We start from the raw sequence: 18,756 nt of genomic DNA, 5'->3' as shown, positions 1-18,756 counted from the left end.
TTTATCAGCTCTATAATACAAATTTTTCAATAGCTTCCTTTACACCATCACCATAGCTGTTTGTGCAGATGTAATCACTATTTTTTTTTAAGGAATCTTCAGCATTTCCAACAGCTACCTTCATGCCTGCTTCTTTTAGAAATGCTTCATCGTTTTCACTGTCTCCCATAGCCATTACATTATTCATGTCAATGCCAATTTCATGGCAAAGATACTTTAGGGAACTTCCTTTATTTACTCTTTTGTCTGTAACATGTAGGGCAAATCCGCTATCGTATAATTCTATTTTATCTAAATATTCAAAGCCTTCCAAACCTTCTTCAAGCTCTTTTTTAGTTATAGTTTTGTAAAATACACTTTCAGTTAACCTGTACATATTGTCATTTGAAATGTGTTTATCAAATTTCGGACCTAATGTTTCTTTTAAGTGTTCATCAGCAGCAGTTACATAAGTTCTATCAACTATTGTTTTTATCTGGTTGTTGTTGTAATTTTCTTTGAATATTACGCCACCATTTTCACTTACTACTCCTCCACTAGCTCCAAGGAGTACTAATGTTGCATAAGCATAGGTTACAATATTTCCAGTTACGATAATTGTAGGAACTCCTGCATCTTCTGCTTTTCGTATAGATTCCATAGCTGAGTAACAAAGTCTTCTTTTATTATCAGTTATTGTTCCATCAATATCTACAGCTATTGCGTCTATATTCATCTTAATCCCTTGAATATCTGTGAGCTATGTTACAGGTTCCTTCTTTACTGACCATACATGCCCCAATTGGATGGAGTGGATTGCAGGTTTTTCTAAATAATTTACAGTCTTCAGGTCTGGCCAATCCTCTTAAAATAGGTCCGCAAATACATCCTTTAGGAGCTTCTTTAACATCTTTTACTTCAATGTCATATTTGACTCTTGCATTATACTGGCTGAATTCATCTTTAATTTCTAAGATGGAATTAGGTATTTTTGGAAATCCTCTCCATTCTCTGCTGCCTACTTCAAATACTTGGTCGATAACTTTTTGAGCTATTACATTTCCTTCATCTCTAACTGCTCTATGGTATTCGTTATCTATTTTAGGTGTTTCATCACGTATTTGCCTTAAAATCATATAAACAGACATTAAAATGTCTAATGGATTAAATCCGGCAACTGCCTGAGGTATACCGTAATCTGTTGAGAGATATTCAAAAGGTTTGGTTCCAATAATTGTACAAACATGTCCGGGTTCAATTAATGCATTAAGATTAGTTTCTCCAGAATTTATTAAATAATCGATAGCTGGAGGTATTAATCTGTGACAGGATAATACTGAAAAATTTTCAGGAGGTTTGGATAAAATTTCTGCAGCAGTTGTTGGTGCGGTGGTTTCAAATCCGGCAGCCATAAATACAACATCATTGTCTTCTTTTTTGGCTATTTCAATAGCTTTATTGATTCCATATACTACTCTTACATCTCCGCCTTCTGCTTTTGCTTCTGCAAGAGAACGTTCAGAACCTGGAACTCTTAACATATCTCCAAAAGTAGTTACTGTAACTCCTTTGTCGACTAATTCTAAACATTCATCAATTTCACGGGAAGGTACAACACATACAGGACAACCAGGCCCCGCAATAATTTCTACTTCTGGGGGAAGTAAAGACCTTATTCCATTTTCCATAATTGCATGTTCATGTGAACCACAGACATGCATTATTTTTACTGGAGTAGCTATTTCATTTATTTTGTCTAACAACTCTTTTGTCATATTTTTCATTCATTAACACCTAAAAGATTTAATATTAGTATTATTATATTATTTAGTAACGTTTAAATAAATTTTGTAATTTAGGGATATATATGTTTGAAAATAATAAGATATTGGTGGTGATTCCCGCTAGGGGGTATTCAAAAAATATTCCTCGTAAAAATTTACGTTTGCTTGGTGAAAAACCTCTTATTTATTACTCAATAGATATAGCAAAAGCATCACAATATGTTGATGATGTGATAGTGTCTACTGAGGATTCTGAAATTGCATCAATTGTTGAAAAGTATGGTACTAGTGTTGTGAAGCGTCCTGTAGAATTAGCTACTGATGAAACATTATTGGATACTGTTATTTATGGTGCAATGTTACAAAAAGAAAAACAGGCTTTTGATGAATATGATATTGTAATTACAATTCAACCTTCTTCTCCGTTATTAAAAACTGAAACATTAGATAAAGCTATTGAAAAATTCGCTGATTTTAATATTGATAGTGTAATTTCTGTTGTTGATGATAAAAATTTAAGATGGGGATTTGATGATGAAAATAGGAGGTATTTTCCATTTTATTCTGAAAGATTGTATAGGGATTTACTTCCTAAAACTTTTAAAGAAACTGGCGGTATATTAGCTACTCGCCGTAATTTTGTAACTGAAACATCACGTTTAGGTTTGAATATAGATTTAATTGAGATTTCTCGTGAAGAAAGTGTTGAAATAAATACTTATGAAGATTGGTGGATTGCAAATAATTACCTTAGAAAAATGAAAATAGCTTTTGTTGTCGATGCTTATGATCAGATTGGAACTGGACATATGTATCGTTGTTTGTCAATGGCATCAAAACTTGTATTCCATGATGTGGTATTCTTTATTAACAGAAACCATCAGTTAGGAATTGACATTATTGAAGGTTATAATTACAAATATCAAACATACGAGGGTAAATCTGAATTACTGGGTTTGTTTGAACATTTCAATCCAAAAATCGTCATCAATGATGTAGGAAATACTTCTTATGATTATATGGTGGATTTAACAAGTAGAGGTTATTATATAATCAATTTTGAAGATTTTGGAAGTGGTTCTGATCTTGCAGATTTAGTATTTGATTCATTATATGAGCATGAAAGTGATGATAAATTCTTTGTAGGGCATGAATACTACATTTTAAAAGATGAATTTTATTTGCATCAGCCAAAAATAATTACAAATGATGTTAGGAATGTTTTGATTGATTTTGCTCCAAATGATACACTTAATTTATCTCAAAAAGTTTTAGATGCTCTTTTAGCTAGTGGTTTTTCCGGCAGAATTAATGTTATTTTAGGTTCAGGACATGAAAATTATGATGAATTAGTATCTAAATATGAATTTATGAAAAATGTTCAATTTTATACAACTGTGGAGTCTATTAGTGACTTTATGATTTCTGCAGATATTATTTTCACTTCTGGTGGGAGAATTATGTATCAGGTCTGTTCTTTAGGCGTTCCATGTATTGTTATATGTAAGGATGAAAGAGAGGAAAGAACTCTCTTTGGAAGTCCTGAACATGGATTTGTGAATATGGGAATGGGATCTTATTTATCTCAAGAAGATATTATAGAACAATTCAATATTGTAGCTAATGATTTTGAACTTAGACAAGCAATGAATAACAAAATGTTGGAAATTGATTTAAAACATGGTTTTGAAGAAGTTTGGGGTGTTGTTAAATCTAAATATAGGGAATTTAATTTAGATAATTCTAAATAAATTCTTTTAAATTCTTTTTTTAAGGACTTTGTCAATAATTTATTATTTGATAATTTTACTTATTTTTGCTGTTTAGTCATTAATTTATCTTTTATTTTTCTTTTATTCTTTTTAGAAATCTTGTTTTTAATTTTTTTTGAGAATTTTTGTTTTGGTATTTTTTGATTTTTTCATCCACAACAAACCATCAAAAATACATGAAAAAGCAACCATTTGACAGACTTAAAATAAGAAATAATGACTATTTTAATATGAAAATAAGAAAAATTAGAAAAGCTATCAATAATCTGTATTATTGACAATCCCCTTAAAAAATAAAAAAGTTAAAATTCTGAAGAACAATCTGCAGAATATTTGTTAAGTAAAACTGCACATTTGTCTATTGTTTCAGAATTTAATTTAGTAGAACCATATTCAATTTTATGTAATAATTCTTCCATAAATAAATCTTCATCAGTTAATGGGGTGTTTATTACAACAACTTCATGATTTATGAAACCGACTAAAGGTTCAACAAAACAGTGTCTTATATTGTTTTCATTAAGGAAATTAATTAGGTTTTCACCTAGTATTAATGATTTTTGTTTTATTTTATTGTCCTGTGAGAATTTTGCTTGTTTGGTTGTATACTTAAAGCGTCTACCATAACTGGAGTTAATTTCTTCTATTTTTTCATCATTTTCAATAGAATCAATTAAATTTAGATTTTCATTTTCTGAATCTAGTTTATTTTTTGCTTTGTATTTTTGTGAAATAAGCGCATAAATTCCTGAAGGCCCTATAACTACATGATTTATACCTATAGATGATCCAGGTATTTTTACATTATAGAAAACATAATACTCTTCTGGAAGAGTTAATAAGTGTTCTCTGATAATTCTAGTTCTAGTTTCTGTTTCTTTAGTGTCTCTAGTTTTATAGATTCCATAACATAATACTATCACACTAATTAATAATGTAAATATACCAAATCCGCTATCTATAGTTAATATTTCTATGATACTTAAAACGAAGATTATAGATCCAATTGCAATTAGGATATTGTTGGTGTTACTATAATTCTTAATTTCATTTATTTGAATATTTTCATCAGTTTCAGATGTGATGTTAGTGTCAGGTTCCTTTATTGTTAATTTATCACTTATTTTTTCTAAAAACTTATGGGATTTTTCAGTTTCTGGGTTGTCCACATAATACTTTTCCATTCCTTTGAAAAATTCATCTTTAAGATATTTTTTCAAAACATTATAATCATTTGATTTAGGAATAGAAAATTCTTTTCCAAACTTAGATAGAACTGCTTGAGGTATAGTAGTTCTTGCAGTTCTTGGAGCTGGTTTTTGTTCCATTTCTTTTTCTAGTTCTTCATCTGCAATTTTTTGCATTTGATCTTCTGAGAAAAAACTTTCTATTTTATGTGTAACTGATTGTATAGGTGTTATTGTATTCTTTTCAGTAGATGTGTATTCATCAGCACTTTTAGTTTCTTCATAAACTGTTTCAGGAGCTTCCTTTTTTTTCTCTTCAAGATATTTGTCTACTTCTTTATTCATATTTTCATCTAAATATCTTAAAGACCCTCCACAACTATCACACTCGTAATCAAGTATGTTGTCGTTTTTATTTATTTTATATTTTAATCCACATTCGCTACATTGGACAATATAAGAATCATCATACTTTTGTGAAGTTGAAATTGTAGATTTTGAGGAATTGCCGTCATCAGAATATTTTTCAGTGAATTCTAAGTCTCCTGCACATGAAGAACACTCGAATGCACTTATGTCGTCATCATCATCGAGTTGGTATTTAGCACCACAGTTCTTACAGCATACAACTTTCATATTATCCTCTTTGCTTTGCCTTATTTTATTGTGTTAATTTTTATAATTATTTTATTATATATGTTTCTAATATTTCTCAGTTTGCAGCAATTATCACTTATTTTTCTCATATAAATACAGGTCATCTATGTTTTTTACTTGGGTATAATTAGTTAAATTACTTAATTCTTTATTGGAAATGTAATATGTTACATTAGACTGATCTATGTATGTAATATTGCTTGTTGGAATTCCTTCAACATCTGTTTGTAAATACCAGCTATAAGGTCTTAAATTATAAACTCCAATTGACTGGTTTTCATAATCTGGATTATTTTGAATTATGTAATTTGATATTTCTTCAGGACCTTTAAAATTTGGAATGTCTTCGTAAGTTGATGTAAAAGCAAATCCTTGAATTACAAACATTATAATTAAAACTAATGGAATTATATTTTTATTGATTGTGATTTTTTCATGAATTAATTCTATACTAAGCATAATAAAGTATATTATTGGAGGAATGGCTGGAATAATATATCTGTTAACTCTAATATTGAAATAAGTAAAGAATATGTAAAATGACAATATCCATCCTAACATTGCAAGGTATTCCTTATGTTTGGAGTCTTTACCAATTAAATAAAGGCCAACAAATGTAATTATTATTGTAACAATGGAACTGACATGGGTGAATGTTGCAATAGATATTAAAAATGCAATTGCTGCACCAATGCTTTCTTTATTGCGTTTGATTCTTAGTTTCATTCCTCCAAGAATAGTTCCAATAGCTAATAATCCAAGAGTTATCCATGAAATTATTGTTGAGTTTTCAAGTAGAGGGGTAGAATTTACAAATGTGGTTTTTGAAGCAGAAATGAATTCTGGGAAATTGGTAAAGTAGTATTTCATATCTGGATTATATGCCTGATTCACGGTCATTCCACGTTTTCCTTCTACTCTGATTGCAGTTTCATGAATTAATGGCAATTCAAAATTACTCATTATAGTTAATATAATTAAAACAACAACAAAAAGGCCAATGGAATATAATATTCCTTTAATAATGTATGGTTTGTCTTCAGGTGTTATTTTAAATCCTTTTTCATAAACATAGTATAATATTAAAACGGGTAAGATTAATCCTGCAGTATATCTTGTAAATAAACAGATTACAAAAAGAGGCATAGCTATAATATAATATTTTGGATTTAATTTAATAGCCATATATGAGATAAGAACACACCATATAGTTACAGCTACTGCCGGAATATCCAAAGTTCCATTAGCTAACCATGCTAAATTAAGTGCAAAAGTAGCATACATTATAGTTCCAGTTAAACTCAATACTTCATTAAATCTGGTTCTAAGCAAAAGATAAAATCCAATATTTCCAAGTATTGCGAATACACCAGTAACTAAATAAATAGAAAGTTCGCTTTTAAATCCCAAATCAAATAATAATGATGTTATAAAAGAGATTAAAGGATATAGGTAAATTGTTGATGTGGAGTTTATATTGGCTCCAGAGTAATATAGTGCATTTAATAAATAAACAAAAACATCAGAACAGTATATTCCGATTGATTCTGTAAATTGAATGTAATGGGCAACTAATAATGAACTAATTATAAGGACAACTAATATAAACTTAATGTCATTACTTTTCAAATTTAAATCATTAAAAATCATTAAATAATTTTTTTATAATTTATTTTTTAAAAAGTTATTGTAAATGTTCCAATAGCAAATGCAATAAATGCAATTAACATTCCAATTTTCAGGTATTTTGAAACTTTATTTGCTGTTTTTGAATCCTGTTTTCTAAGTGATATGGCACCATAAAGAAATATTAACACAGCTATGCTTACAACAATCAGATAATTAATGTTAAAAATGTGATAAATGTAAAGTATAGGACATAATGCACAATCAATGATTATTAAGCTAATTGCAATAATTGCAGATATTTTTGAGCCATATACTATTGGGAATGTTTTAGCTCCTTCTAATTTATCTCCTTCTATATCTTCTATGTCTTTTGTTATTTCTCGGGCAGTAGTCATTATTAATGCAAAAAATGCAAGTAAATAAGATTCGTAAATTATTAATCCTTCATTAAAAGTGTATCCTGCAAATATAAAACATAATCCTGTCATAAATCCCACAGTTAAATTACCAATTAATGGTGTGGATTTTAATTTATATGCATATAAGTAGAGTACAATGTCTGAAAATATTACGATTCCACATGGAATCCAAGTATCAGCTAAATATGATATTATAAACCCGATAATTGCTGCAACAATAAATAAAAGGTATGCATAGTTTTTTGCATTGTTAAGTGAAATTCTTCCAGAAGGAATTGGTCTTTGAGGTTTGTTGATTAAATCTATTTTATAGTCAAAATAATCGTTAATCACATTTCCACCACTCATAGCAAAAAATACAGCTAACATAGCTAATATGATAGGAACATCAATGCTTTTTTCAAGAATAGCTACTAAAATAACTGCGATTATCGCCATTATTACATTTCCCGGACGGATTATTTCAACATAGGGGTTCATAATTTTTCCTCTTTAATAAATACTTTTATAAACTATATTAAGGTAAAATAACTATATTAATATTTATGGTTAATTAAAATAGGCCGGTGTTATTGTGAATAAAATTAAAATAGCAATTGTAGGGATGGGGAATTGTGCAAGTTCTCTTATTCAAGGAATACATTATTATGATGGAAAAAATCCTGATGAAGCAATAGGATTGATGCATTGGGATATTGGGGGATATTCACCTTCAGATATTGATGTTGTTGCAGCTTTTGATATTGATGCTAGAAAAGTAGGTAAGAGCATTGATGAAGCTATTTTTGCAAAACCAAATTGTACAACTATTTTTCAAGAAGAAATCCCAAAATATGATGTTTGTGTAAGTATGGGGCATGTTTTAGATGGTGTTGCACCACATATGTCTAATTATGAAGAGGATTACACTTTTGTTGTTAGTGATGAAGAACCAGTTGATGTTGTTGAAGTTTTAAAGAAAAGCGGTGCTGAGATTTTAGTGAATTATTTGCCTGTCGGATCTGAAAAAGCAGCTAGGTTCTATGCGCAGTGTGCTCTTGATGCAGGAATTGCTTATGTGAATTGTATGCCTGTTTTTATTGTAAGTGATGATGAATGGGATGCTAAATTCAGACAAAAAGGAATTCCTGTTGTTGGGGATGATATCAAAGCACAAATTGGAGCTACAATAACTCACAGAACATTAGCTAATTTATTTAAAGATAGGGGAGTTAAATTAGATAGAACTTATCAGATTAACACTGGTGGAAACACTGACTTTTTAAATATGCTTAACAGAGACAGATTGGATTCTAAAAAAGAATCTAAGACTGAAGCTGTTCAGGCTGTTGTAGCTGAAAGAATGGATGATAGGGATATTCATATTGGGCCTAGTGATTATGTTCCATGGCAAAATGATAATAAATTATGTTTCCTTAGAATGGAGGGCCGCACATTCGGGGATGTTCCAATGAATATTGAACTTAGGTTAAGTGTTGAAGATTCTCCGAATTCTGCAGGTTGTGTTATTGATGCCATTAGGTGTTGTAAACTTGGTTTAGAAAGAGGTATTGGTGGTCAGTTAACTTCTATTTCTTCTTATGTAATGAAACACCCTCCAGTTCAAGTTACTGATGATGAAGCTTATGAAAATGTTGAAAAATTTATTTCTGGCGATTTAGAAAGATAATTTTTCTTTTTCTTTTTTTTATTTTTAAACAAACATATTAATACTAGTTAAAATAATATATAATATTTGGTATAATTTATTCTATTTATTGATTTATAAAAAAACATTAATGAGAGGTGTTAATCTATGACTAAAGTAAGATTTACCGAAACTGCACTTCGTGATGCTCACCAATCCTTACTTGCAACTAGGATGAGAACTAGGGACATGATTCCTATTGCTGAAGAAATGGATAAAATAGGTTTTTTCTCTGTTGAAGCATGGGGTGGAGCTACTTTTGATACATGTATAAGATATTTGAATGAAGACCCATGGCAAAGGTTAAGAAGCTTAAAATCCGAATTTACCAAAACTCCAATTCAGATGTTAATTAGAGGGCAAAATTTAGTCGGATATAAACATTATCCTGATGATATTGTTACAAAATTTGTAGAAAAATCCTATGAAAATGGTGTTGACATATTTAGAGTTTTTGATGCTTTAAATGATGTTCGTAACATGAAACAAACAATTAAAGTTGCTAAAGCTCAAGGAGCTCATGTACAAGGAACTATAAGCTATACTTTAAGTCCGGTTCATTCATTAGATGATTTTGTAGATTTGGCTAAAGAACTTGAAGCTCTTGAGTGTGATTCAGTATCTATTAAAGATATGGCGGGTTTAATAACTCCTGCGGCTGCTTATGAGTTAGTAACTAAATTAAAAGAAGAAACTGATTTATTAGTAGATTTACATTGTCATTGTACTAGTGGAATGACTCAAATTAGTTATTATGCAGCTTGTCAGGCGGGTGTGGATATTTTAGACACAGCTATTTCTCCTCTTTCTGGAGGAACAAGTCAGCCTCCTACTGAAAGTATGGTTGCAGCATTACAAGGAACTCCATATGATACAGGATTGGATTTAAAATCATTAACTGCTATTAAAAAATACTTTGATCAAATTAAAGAAAAATACTTAGCTTTAATTGATCCTATTGCTGAAAGTGTTGATACTGATGTTTTAATGTATCAAATTCCCGGTGGAATGCTTTCAAACTTAATTTCACAACTTAAAGAACAAAATGCTTTAGACAGATATAATGATGTTCTTGATGAAATGCCTCGTGTAAGAAAAGATATGGGTTACCCACCTCTTGTAACTCCAACTAGTCAAATTGTAGGTATTCAAGCTGTAATGAATGTATTAGGTGGAGAAAGATACAAAACAGTTTCTAATGAAGTAAAAGAATATATGAAAGGTTTCTACGGCAAACCTCCTGCACCAGTTAATGCTAAAATAGCTAAAAAAATCATTAGTGATGAAGAAGTTATTACTTGCAGACCTGCAGATTTACTTGAAGATGAATTTGACAAATATAAAACAGAAGGGGAACAAAAAGGTTTTGTCAAATCTGATGAAGATGCACTTACTTATGCATTATATCCATCTATTGCTCCAAAATTCCTTAAAGGTGAAGCAGTTGAAGAAGAACTTCAAAGTGTAGCTCTTCCAAGTGAAAATGAAATTGGAATTCCAACTCAATATAATGTTGAAGTTGATGGGGATGTATATGAAGTTAAAATCATGCCTACCGGATTTATGGAAGTTGAAGAAACTGAAAAAGGACCATTTACTCCTGTTGAAGGAGGTTTAATTTCAAATATGCAGGGTATGATTATTAAACTTAATGTGAATGTTGGAGATAAAGTAACTAAAGGATCAACTGTAGCTGTTATTGAAGCTATGAAGATGGAAAATGATATTCAGGCTGAAGAAGAAGGGGTTGTAAAAGAAATCTTTGTAGAAGCTGGAGATGCAGTTAATTCTGGCGACATTTTAATGGTTATCGAATAAGATAACTATTTAATTTTTTTTCTTTTATTAATTCACTAAATAGGAATATTTATATACTTAATAAGAAATAATTTTATTTGGTGAGATGTGTGGATAAAAGGTTAATTGTTGGAATTGTAATAGCTATTCTGATTTTAATTGTAGCAGGATTTGCAGTTATGAATTCTAATAATGATAAAATAATAATCAATGGTAATTTTAACCTTGTTGGAGATTCTCAAATAGATTGGAATGATACAACACATGAATACAAGGTATTTCAGAATTTTGCTTCAAATGATGACAGAAGTTATGATACTTTAAAAGTTACATTAGCTTTTTATAAAGATGGCAATTTAATTGGAACTAATGATACAGTAGTAACTGGTGACAGTTTTAAAGATTTCAGTGTAAATACTACTACAAAACTTCCTCAAAAGCCAGACGGTTTCACTTTTGACATTCATACAATTTAAGGAGAAATATCAAATATATTTCTACAAAATTCTTTTCCAGTTTTTGTTTTAAAAATATTTTTATAAACTTTTTTTATAGCTTCAGTATCTGTGTTTTCTTCTTCAAAATTAACTAAAAAATCAGCTTCAATTAGTATCTGATAATCCATGCCGGCAACATTAGTATATGTATGGTGGTGCCCTATTAAAAACAATATTCTATTGATATTTTTATAGTCCAAGCTTTCTAATATTTCTCTTGCAACTGCCGGACCTTCTTTTTCCTGCAATTTTCCATTAGCTGAGTTATATTTTTCCTCACAGACTTTAATTCCAATATCATGTAAAATAGCTGCACTTTCCAAATTAAATAAATCATATTCATTAACTTTTTCTAAAATAGCTATTGTTTTAGCATAACTGTGAACTTTAAGAGCATGGCCGATTCTTTTTTTATCTCCATGATTGTATTTAATTAGTTCCTGAATTAATAAAGCTATCTTATTCATTGTATTCACTTGGATCGTTAACATTAGCTAATTTAAAAGCTCTTTTTCTTCTCATGCAACTTTCACAGACACCACAGTGTTTTTCATCTCCGCTATAGCAGGAATAACTCAGTTCCATAGGGGCGTTAATTTCATCTCCTAATTTTACAATTTCATCTTTATTCAAATCAATTGCAGGTGCTTTAATTTCAATGTTTTGAGGTGAACCTACATTTAACATATGATTAAAACTTTCTAAAAATTCTTTGGAGTTATCAGGAAATGTTGCAGCTTCCTCTTTGTCCCAGCCGACGATTATTATGTCGCCACCAATGCTTTCAGCATATGCTGTAGCTATTGAGGTAAATACAATATTTCTTCCAGGAACCCAAACACTATTTGCCGTGTCTTCACATTTGTCCAAATCGTCTAATTCTTCATCAGTTAAAGTTGGAATTTCATTATCGCTTGTAAGTGAAGAATTGCTTATTTTATTAAGCCATGGCAGGTCAATAACTTCATGGGTAAAGCCCATTTTTTCACAAATTTCTTTTGATGCTTTTAATTCCTGTTTAAAACTTTTTTGCCCATAATTGAAAGTTATTCCATGAATTTCATAGTCTTTGGCATAGACACATGTTGCTACACAGGAGTCCAGCCCTCCGGACAAAACGGCTATTGCTTTTTTAGTCATTATAATCACTTATTATCTTTTTTACTTCTATTAATGGTATATTTGTTTTATTGGCTATTTTTAATAAATCTTCGTATTCTGGTCTGTTGGAAATAATTTCTCCGTTTACATATGCAACTTTAAAGGTTACATCAAATCTTTCTCCATTAATTTCAACAGATTTTTTAATAAATTCTCGTTTAGCTATTCCTCTATGTAAATTTGGAGCTATTCGAATACCTAATGTACCAATTTCTTTAAACATCACTTCAATTAAGTGATTTCTTTTGTTACGATTAGCTATTACTTTTAAAAGACTTCCCTGCCTATTTTTTTTCATTATAATTGGAGTAACAGACACATCAGATGCCCCTTCCTCAAGTAATTTGTCAAATAGATAGCCTATTTCTTCACCAGTCAGGTGATCAATATTTGTTTCAATAACATCTATCTGGTCACTTTCAGTTATTTCTTTAGTTTTGATTACTCTTAATACATTAGGAAAATCAAAATCTTTTTTTCCAGCTCCGTAAGCTACTTTTGAGGTTTTGCATGGTGGGATAAATTTCTTAAATTCACTGCACAGCTCAGCATAAATTGCACAGCCTGTTGGTGTAGCCAGTTCACTATCTACAGGCCCTCCAATACAATTGATGTCTTTTAGAATCTCTAAAACTGCAGGTGCTGGAACAGGTAATATTCCATGTGCTGTTTTAACTCGTCCGCCACCTAAAGCTACAGGTAATCCAATCACTTCTTCTTTATCCAAATTTAAACTATAATATGCATAAACAGAACCTATAACATCAGCTACTGCATCACTGGCTCCGACTTCATGAAAATGAATTTCATCTAAGTTTTTACCATGAACTTTTGATTCTGCAATGGCTATTCTTTTAAAAATATTTTTGGAAGTTTCTTTTACTTTTTCATCTAATTCTAAACTGTCGATTTTAGCTATTAAATCCTTATAATGGACGTGTTTGTTTTCACTTAGCAATTCCACATTACAATAGGTTGAATCAATTCCGCATTTGTTTACTTTATTAAAGTTCACTTTTACTTTTCCAAATTGGGTGGTAACTGATTCCATAATTTTTTTAAGTTCTTCAGGATTAGCTCCCAGGTCAACTAAAGCACCTATAATCATATTTCCAGCTATTCCTCCAGTTTGTGGGTCGATAATAAGTGTCATAATTTTTCCTCTATAATTCTTATTTATTTTATTATTAAAAAATTTATATTAAGAATTACTATATACCATATACTACATATAAATAATAACAGGTTAAATCATGGAAAATACTAATTTGAACATTATCACTAAAGATTATGGAATATGTATTAACAATTCCGATTATTTTCTAGCATTTAGTGACTTTACTGTTAGTGATGGTATTGACATTGTTGAAAATGTCAATATTTTAAAAAGTAAAAATGATTTTGAGAAAACTGCTAAAAAAGCAGAAGCTTTCAATCACTCTGAAGGTTCATATATTGCACAGGCAGTTGATTCAATTGATTATTTTTCAAATACTTATGGGGATTTAACATTATTCACTTTTATGGCTAATGATGTGGTTATTGAAGATTTCACTGAAAATCTTAAAGTAGCTAATTCTCCTAAGGGTTTTGTTGATGCTAGAATTGATATAAATCATGTTTTATATATTGATAAAACTTTATCTCCAGGAATGTTATTAAAAATTTATAAAACTGTTGTTAAAGCTAAAGCAGAGTTTTTACGCAGTCTTTGTTTACCTAGACATATAGAAAATATTTTAAACAAAAATGATTTTTTAGCTGTACTTGCTAATGTGGCTCAAACCAGTTTAATTGATGAAGATAGTGTAGATATTGTAAATAACGATTATGAAGATGATCAGTTTGTTTTTGAAGAGCTTGCAACATCAATTGAAGAAGCAGTCATAATTAGCTGTGAAGATGCGATAGAAAAACTCGGATTGTCCTTTGGAATATTGGATTACTTTGTATCGGAAGGTATTTTATTGGGAGATTTAGTGGAAGCAGGTCTGGCACTTGTTGCAGGTGTGGAAGTTACTGAAGAAATTTCAGAAAAGCTTGAAGCACAAATCCTAAAATCCTTATGTGATATTAATGTTATTGCTTTATTGATGGCAGCTATTAGAACTGAAGATGATTTTACTGGCGGAAGAATAAGGGAAGTTGATGTAAGTGATGATCCGGCATATCTCTACACAGATGAAGTGTTGGGATTAGCTATTTCTAATCAGATTGCTGGAACTAAAGCAACATTTAACTTTAAACGCTATGATGAAGCAAAACCTGGGATTATTGGTGGTTTAGGACCTATGGTCGATGACATATTTGCAGGATTAATTGCAGGATGTATGTCAAAAATTTTTGAGGAGTAAATAAATATGGAAAATAATAATGATGAGAGATTTTCACCGATTAAATCTCTTTTAGGGCTTTTATCTTTTTCAACGATTATTCCAGTTAAGCAGTATACTTCAATAGAATACATGACAAGGTTAGTTTGGTGTTGGCCTTTTATTCATTTGATTGTTGGTATTTTAGCAGCTGTTTGCGGTATAATTTGTGCAGATGTATTACATTTAAATCCATTTTTCACATCAGTAATTATTTATGCATTTTTAATGTTGATAACAGGATATAATCATTTAGATGGTGTAATGGACATGGCAGATGGTGTTATGGTTCAAGGTGACCCTCAAAGAAAAATAAGTGTTATGAAAGATTCATCAGTAGGTGCTGGTGGAGTTGCAACTTTATTTTTAGTAGCTGTTTTAACAATTGCGGGAATTTATAGTGTCTTGGATTATGAATGTATAGCTGGAATAATTATTTGTGAAATGGTGGCTAAATCTTCACTTTTAACAACATCATTACTTTCAACTCCTTCAAATAATGGTATTGGATGTTATTTTATTTATTCAACTAATATATTCAATTATATACTTTCTACAGTTATTGTAGCTGTTATTGCATATTTGGTTGGAGATATTATTGGAATTATAGGTTTAGTTGGAGCTGTTGTTGCAGGAGCTTTAATAGCATTTATTGCTAAACGTAATTTTATTATAGCTAATGGTGATGTTTTAGGAATGTCTAATGAAGTTGGAAGGTTAATGGCATTGTTGTTTATGTCAGTAGCTTTGTTCTTTTTATGAAGTGATATGATGAATGTAAATGTTTTAAGATTGGATCATAGAATTGGAAGGGATACACGTATAACAACTCATGTATGTTTAACTTCTAGAGCTTTTGGAGCTAGTAAAATCTATTTAAGTGGTGAAGAAGACCATAAACTTATGGAAAATGTTAGGGACACTGCTGATAGGTGGGGAGGAAATTTTGAAATTGAATATGCTAAAAACTATATGAGTGTTATTAATAAATGGAAAGACAATGGTGGAAAAGTAGTTCATTTAACCATGTACGGCTCTCAGGCTCATGAAATTGTTGGAGAGGTTCAGGAATCTGGTGCTGACATTTTAATCGTTGTTGGTGGAGCTAAAGTTCCTGGAAAAGTATATAAAAGTGCAGATTGGAATGTTTCAGTAACTACACAGCCTCACTCTGAAGTTTCATCTCTTGCTGTTTTCCAGCATTTGCTGATGGACGGTAAGGAATTTGATTTGGAATTTGAAAATCCTGTATTTGAAGTTATTCCGACAGCACATGGTAAAAATGTCAATATTCATGATGAAAACAGATAATATTAACTAATAAAGTCATCTAATCTCTTGATGGCTTTCATTTTCTCATCTTTTTTTAATTTAGCTTGATCGATAGCATCTCTCATTGTATTTATTGAATTATCATAAACTTCTTTATCAACAGGGTATGGAAATCCGTCTTTACCTCCATGAGTAAAGCTGTATTTTACAGGATCTTCCCAGCTTGCACTTTCTCCAAAAACCAAATCTGAAATTAAAGCTAATGCCCTTATTTTTTTAGGGCCAATTCCTTTAAGCAAAACTAATTCTTCATAGTTTTCAGGCTGAATTTCCCAGGCATTTTTAAGAACTTCAAATTCTTTATCCGAAATGTCCATATCCAGAACTGGATGATGTGAAGGCATTGTAAAATCTGTTAATAGCATCTGATTATCCTTTCGTTTAAAATAGCTACGTAAATGTTCAGGATTATCATTAATTAAATCAACACTAATCTTTTGAGCTTCTTTACTTTTTTTATCTGTCATATTTAAAGATTCAGGATTTTTAACATCACAGGAAATTGCACTGTGGGGATCTTCTAAAAAATCAATTGCAGTATCACTCATCCAATGATAACGTCGGGCATATTTGTTTTTGGTGTTTAAGCCTTGCTGAACAACAGCCCAATCTCCTTTTTCTGTAATGAAGAAATTATGTTGGTATAAGGTGTATCCGTCTTGAATACAGGAGTTATCTACTTTAGCAGATAATTTACTTCCCTTTACCATATCTTCAACAGTTTTTGTTTTTAAATTGAATATATCTCCAGCTCTTTGTATTCCTTCAGGAGTTTTACGGGATTTTGCTCCTTTACCTCCGCTAAGATACAATCCATGTTCTTCGGGTTTAATAGATTGTTTCAGAGCTCCGAGAGTTGTTGTAGTTGTTCCTGATGAATGCCAATCAAATCCTAATACACAGGAAAATGACTGAAACCAATATGGATTGGATATTCTATTTAAAAATTCATGAGGTCCGTATTCATCAAGAATAACTTCTGTAATTGCACCGGACAGTTTAACCATTCTTGAAAACAGCCATTTTGGCGGATGACCTCCATGAAGTGGTAAATTGACAGCTCCTTTTCTTTGCATGATTTATATTTTTAATTTTAAGTGTATTAAATAAGTTTTATAAGAGCATTTGTTAACTAATACTGATAGGTTTATGAAAACATTAATAAAGTATTATTTATAAATTTAATAGATGTTATAATGTTAACATAGTTTACATATTAAAATTTATTTAGGAGCGTTTATTATGGCTATTAATAACGGAGATTTTGTAAGATTAAATTTTACTGGAAAAATTAAAGAAAACGATGAAATATTTGATACTACTTTTGAAGATGTAGCTAAAGAAGCAGATTTATTTGATGAAAACAAAGAATACAAACCTATTCCAATTGTTGTAGGTGGAAATCATTTATTACCAGCTATTGAAGAAGCTATTGTTGGATTAGAAGAAGGAGATTCTAAAACTATTGAAATTGATAGTGAAAATGCTTTTGGACCTAGAAACAAACAATTAATCCAATTAATCCCAATGAAAGAATTCAAAAGACAAGGTATGACTCCTGTACCTGGTATGAAAATTACTTCTGAAGGAAGCACTGGTAAAATCTTAACTGTTAACGGCGGAAGAGTAAAAGTGGACTTCAACCATGAATTAGCAGGTAAAGATTTAATTTTTGATGTTGATGTTACTGAAATCATTGACAATGACGAAGACAAAATTAAAAGTATGATTGAGTTACATTATGCAGCTTCTAATATGGATATTGACAATACTGTAATTGATATTGACGGTGATGTTGTAAATATAACTTTAGATGATGTTACTAAATTTGATCAAAAATCCTATATGGATGTAACTTTCGCTAGATTCAGAATAGCTAAAGACATCTGGGAAAACATGGACTTTGAAAAAGTCAACTTTGTTGATTCCTTTGAGAAAAAACAAGAAGAAGATGAAGAAGAAGCAGAAGAATAATTCTTCTTCTAAATACTTTTTCCATGGGCAATAGCTATTATTCCGGGAATATTTTCTACTTTTAATTCATATAATGCTTCAATGCCTTCATTTTCAAAAGCAACACACTTTTTTTCTAAAACATTACTTGTAAGCAGTGCAGCTACTGGTGGAGTTATTACAAAAATAGAATTATTTTTATTTAATGCTTTTTTAGTTTCATCATTTAACATTCCTTTACCAATATGGATTTTAACACCATTTTCACTTAAAAAAGGAATTGTAGATTCTATTTCTTCTTTATTACTTGTTGTTGGAGCTATTCCTGCATCACTAACTGCAGTGTGCATTATAGCTATCCCATTTGTATCGATAGGGGACTTTTCTTTTTTTATTAGCTCTGCAAGTTGTGGCAGTGCAGCATCTCTTCCGGCATATATTACTCCAGATATTGAAATTTTATCTCCTATTTGAAGTTTATTTATTTCTTCGTCATTTGTTGGTGTTTTTATTTTTTTCATATTTCTCAC

General features: G+C 30.4%; 18 protein-coding genes. 8 read left to right on the top strand and 10 right to left on the bottom strand.

The genetic code is table 11. From position 1 onward, the window contains the following. Positions 1-10: 10 nt before the first annotated feature. Positions 11-715: a phosphoglycolate phosphatase gene (locus tag ACMC9J_RS03035; protein WP_250415790.1), complete on the bottom strand. Its 705-nt coding sequence runs from the start codon at positions 713-715 to the stop codon at positions 11-13. A gap of 1 nt (position 716) precedes the next feature. Beyond that, complete coding sequence (hypD, locus tag ACMC9J_RS03030; protein ID WP_019267883.1) at positions 717-1,763, bottom strand: hydrogenase formation protein HypD; 1,047 nt, start codon at positions 1,761-1,763, stop codon at positions 717-719. An 83-nt stretch (positions 1,764-1,846) separates the two neighbouring features. On the opposite strand from hypD, the gene ACMC9J_RS03025 reads away from it, so the two are divergent. Then, positions 1,847-3,514, top strand: coding sequence for a cytidylyltransferase domain-containing protein (locus ACMC9J_RS03025; protein ID WP_427003529.1), 1,668 nt, complete (start codon positions 1,847-1,849; stop codon positions 3,512-3,514). 323 nt (positions 3,515-3,837) lie between these two features. Here ACMC9J_RS03025 and ACMC9J_RS03020 read toward each other — a convergent pair whose 3' ends face one another. The 3 genes from ACMC9J_RS03020 to ACMC9J_RS03010 all read right to left on the bottom strand — a co-directional run bounded on the left by ACMC9J_RS03020 (position 3,838) and on the right by ACMC9J_RS03010 (position 7,907). Further along, the gene (locus ACMC9J_RS03020) at positions 3,838-5,358 is read right to left on the bottom strand and encodes an NERD domain-containing protein (protein WP_427003528.1); all 1,521 of its coding nucleotides are present in this window, start codon (positions 5,356-5,358) and stop codon (positions 3,838-3,840) included. Positions 5,359-5,451: 93 nt separating this feature from the next. Beyond that, positions 5,452-7,029, bottom strand: a complete 1,578-nt coding sequence (locus ACMC9J_RS03015) for a glycosyltransferase family 39 protein (RefSeq protein WP_019266656.1) — start codon at positions 7,027-7,029, stop codon at positions 5,452-5,454. A gap of 26 nt (positions 7,030-7,055) precedes the next feature. Next, complete coding sequence (locus tag ACMC9J_RS03010) at positions 7,056-7,907, bottom strand: UbiA family prenyltransferase (RefSeq protein ID WP_250415793.1); 852 nt, start codon at positions 7,905-7,907, stop codon at positions 7,056-7,058. Between the two features lie 94 nt (positions 7,908-8,001). On the opposite strand from ACMC9J_RS03010, the gene ACMC9J_RS03005 reads away from it, so the two are divergent. The 3 genes from ACMC9J_RS03005 (at position 8,002) to ACMC9J_RS02995 (ending at position 11,387) form a co-directional block, all read left to right on the top strand. Further along, entirely contained in the window at positions 8,002-9,096 is a 1,095-nt protein-coding gene (locus ACMC9J_RS03005) for an inositol-3-phosphate synthase (RefSeq protein ID WP_427003527.1), read from the top strand. A gap of 126 nt (positions 9,097-9,222) precedes the next feature. Further along, positions 9,223-10,932, top strand: a complete 1,710-nt coding sequence (gene oadA, locus ACMC9J_RS03000; protein WP_427003526.1) for a sodium-extruding oxaloacetate decarboxylase subunit alpha — start codon at positions 9,223-9,225, stop codon at positions 10,930-10,932. 89 nt (positions 10,933-11,021) lie between these two features. Then, positions 11,022-11,387, top strand: coding sequence for a hypothetical protein (locus ACMC9J_RS02995; protein ID WP_304147539.1), 366 nt, complete (start codon positions 11,022-11,024; stop codon positions 11,385-11,387). On the opposite strand, the gene ACMC9J_RS02990 is transcribed toward ACMC9J_RS02995, so the two are convergent. The 3 genes from ACMC9J_RS02990 to larC are packed head-to-tail and all read right to left on the bottom strand — an operon-like array spanning position 11,384 to position 13,722. Then, entirely contained in the window at positions 11,384-11,875 is a 492-nt protein-coding gene (locus tag ACMC9J_RS02990) for an HD domain-containing protein (RefSeq protein ID WP_019264832.1), read from the bottom strand. The two genes, ACMC9J_RS02995 and ACMC9J_RS02990, sit on opposite strands and share 4 nt — an antisense overlap. Then, positions 11,868-12,557, bottom strand: a complete 690-nt coding sequence (gene queC / locus ACMC9J_RS02985; protein WP_019264831.1) for a 7-cyano-7-deazaguanine synthase QueC — start codon at positions 12,555-12,557, stop codon at positions 11,868-11,870. The genes ACMC9J_RS02990 and queC overlap by 8 nt, the downstream gene beginning before the upstream one ends. Continuing rightward, entirely contained in the window at positions 12,541-13,722 is a 1,182-nt protein-coding gene (gene larC, locus ACMC9J_RS02980; RefSeq protein ID WP_019264830.1) for a nickel pincer cofactor biosynthesis protein LarC, read from the bottom strand. Before larC ends, queC begins: the two co-directional genes overlap by 17 nt. 100 nt (positions 13,723-13,822) lie before the next feature. Between larC and ACMC9J_RS02975 the strand changes: the two genes are divergently transcribed. From ACMC9J_RS02975 to ACMC9J_RS02965, 3 genes are read left to right on the top strand one after another with little or no spacing between them, the layout of a single operon-like run. Continuing rightward, positions 13,823-14,923 carry a phosphatidylglycerophosphatase A gene (locus ACMC9J_RS02975; protein ID WP_019264829.1) on the top strand — a complete coding sequence of 367 codons (1,101 nt, stop codon included), beginning with the start codon at positions 13,823-13,825 and terminating at the stop codon, positions 14,921-14,923. A gap of 6 nt (positions 14,924-14,929) precedes the next feature. Beyond that, a complete protein-coding gene (cobS, locus tag ACMC9J_RS02970; protein ID WP_427003525.1) occupies positions 14,930-15,703 on the top strand; it encodes an adenosylcobinamide-GDP ribazoletransferase in 774 nt (257 codons plus the stop codon). Positions 15,704-15,709: 6 nt separating this feature from the next. Continuing rightward, positions 15,710-16,252, top strand: a complete 543-nt coding sequence (locus ACMC9J_RS02965) for a tRNA methyltransferase (RefSeq protein ID WP_019267875.1) — start codon at positions 15,710-15,712, stop codon at positions 16,250-16,252. Between the two features lie 2 nt (positions 16,253-16,254). Here the strand turns inward: ACMC9J_RS02965 and ACMC9J_RS02960 are convergent, their stop codons facing one another. Beyond that, the gene (locus tag ACMC9J_RS02960; RefSeq protein WP_304147550.1) at positions 16,255-17,349 is read right to left on the bottom strand and encodes a DUF763 domain-containing protein; all 1,095 of its coding nucleotides are present in this window, start codon (positions 17,347-17,349) and stop codon (positions 16,255-16,257) included. A gap of 166 nt (positions 17,350-17,515) precedes the next feature. On the opposite strand from ACMC9J_RS02960, the gene ACMC9J_RS02955 reads away from it, so the two are divergent. Continuing rightward, positions 17,516-18,247 carry a peptidylprolyl isomerase gene (locus ACMC9J_RS02955; RefSeq protein ID WP_427003524.1) on the top strand — a complete coding sequence of 244 codons (732 nt, stop codon included), beginning with the start codon at positions 17,516-17,518 and terminating at the stop codon, positions 18,245-18,247. Positions 18,248-18,255: 8 nt separating this feature from the next. Here ACMC9J_RS02955 and ACMC9J_RS02950 read toward each other — a convergent pair whose 3' ends face one another. Beyond that, complete coding sequence (locus ACMC9J_RS02950) at positions 18,256-18,747, bottom strand: fumarate hydratase C-terminal domain-containing protein (protein WP_019264824.1); 492 nt, start codon at positions 18,745-18,747, stop codon at positions 18,256-18,258. Between the last annotated feature and the right edge of the window lie 9 nt (positions 18,748-18,756).

This window comes from Methanobrevibacter intestini (assembly GCF_047402955.1).
In the GTDB taxonomy this organism is placed as follows: Archaea; Methanobacteriota; Methanobacteria; order Methanobacteriales; family Methanobacteriaceae; genus Methanocatella; species Methanocatella intestini.
The sequence above is the reverse complement of the archived record's forward strand: the minus strand, read 5'-3'. Positions and strand labels throughout refer to the sequence as shown.

What these genes read in the sequence shown, in the direction of transcription:
- ACMC9J_RS03015 (WP_019266656.1), bottom strand. Translation starts at nt 7,029, where the DNA reads ATGATTTTTAATGATTTAAATTTGAAAAGTAATGACATTAAGTTTATA.
- larC (WP_019264830.1), bottom strand. Translation starts at nt 13,722, where the DNA reads ATGACACTTATTATCGACCCACAAACTGGAGGAATAGCTGGAAATATG.
- cobS (WP_427003525.1), top strand. Translation starts at nt 14,930, where the DNA reads ATGGAAAATAATAATGATGAGAGATTTTCACCGATTAAATCTCTTTTA.
- oadA (WP_427003526.1), top strand. Translation starts at nt 9,223, where the DNA reads ATGACTAAAGTAAGATTTACCGAAACTGCACTTCGTGATGCTCACCAA.
- ACMC9J_RS03020 (WP_427003528.1), bottom strand. Translation starts at nt 5,358, where the DNA reads ATGAAAGTTGTATGCTGTAAGAACTGTGGTGCTAAATACCAACTCGAT.
- ACMC9J_RS03035 (WP_250415790.1), bottom strand. Translation starts at nt 715, where the DNA reads ATGAATATAGACGCAATAGCTGTAGATATTGATGGAACAATAACTGAT.
- ACMC9J_RS02990 (WP_019264832.1), bottom strand. Translation starts at nt 11,875, where the DNA reads ATGAATAAGATAGCTTTATTAATTCAGGAACTAATTAAATACAATCAT.
- ACMC9J_RS03010 (WP_250415793.1), bottom strand. Translation starts at nt 7,907, where the DNA reads ATGAACCCCTATGTTGAAATAATCCGTCCGGGAAATGTAATAATGGCG.
- ACMC9J_RS02975 (WP_019264829.1), top strand. Translation starts at nt 13,823, where the DNA reads ATGGAAAATACTAATTTGAACATTATCACTAAAGATTATGGAATATGT.
- ACMC9J_RS02955 (WP_427003524.1), top strand. Translation starts at nt 17,516, where the DNA reads ATGGCTATTAATAACGGAGATTTTGTAAGATTAAATTTTACTGGAAAA.
- hypD (WP_019267883.1), bottom strand. Translation starts at nt 1,763, where the DNA reads ATGAAAAATATGACAAAAGAGTTGTTAGACAAAATAAATGAAATAGCT.
- ACMC9J_RS02965 (WP_019267875.1), top strand. Translation starts at nt 15,710, where the DNA reads ATGATGAATGTAAATGTTTTAAGATTGGATCATAGAATTGGAAGGGAT.
- ACMC9J_RS03025 (WP_427003529.1), top strand. Translation starts at nt 1,847, where the DNA reads ATGTTTGAAAATAATAAGATATTGGTGGTGATTCCCGCTAGGGGGTAT.
- ACMC9J_RS02960 (WP_304147550.1), bottom strand. Translation starts at nt 17,349, where the DNA reads ATGCAAAGAAAAGGAGCTGTCAATTTACCACTTCATGGAGGTCATCCG.
- ACMC9J_RS02950 (WP_019264824.1), bottom strand. Translation starts at nt 18,747, where the DNA reads ATGAAAAAAATAAAAACACCAACAAATGACGAAGAAATAAATAAACTT.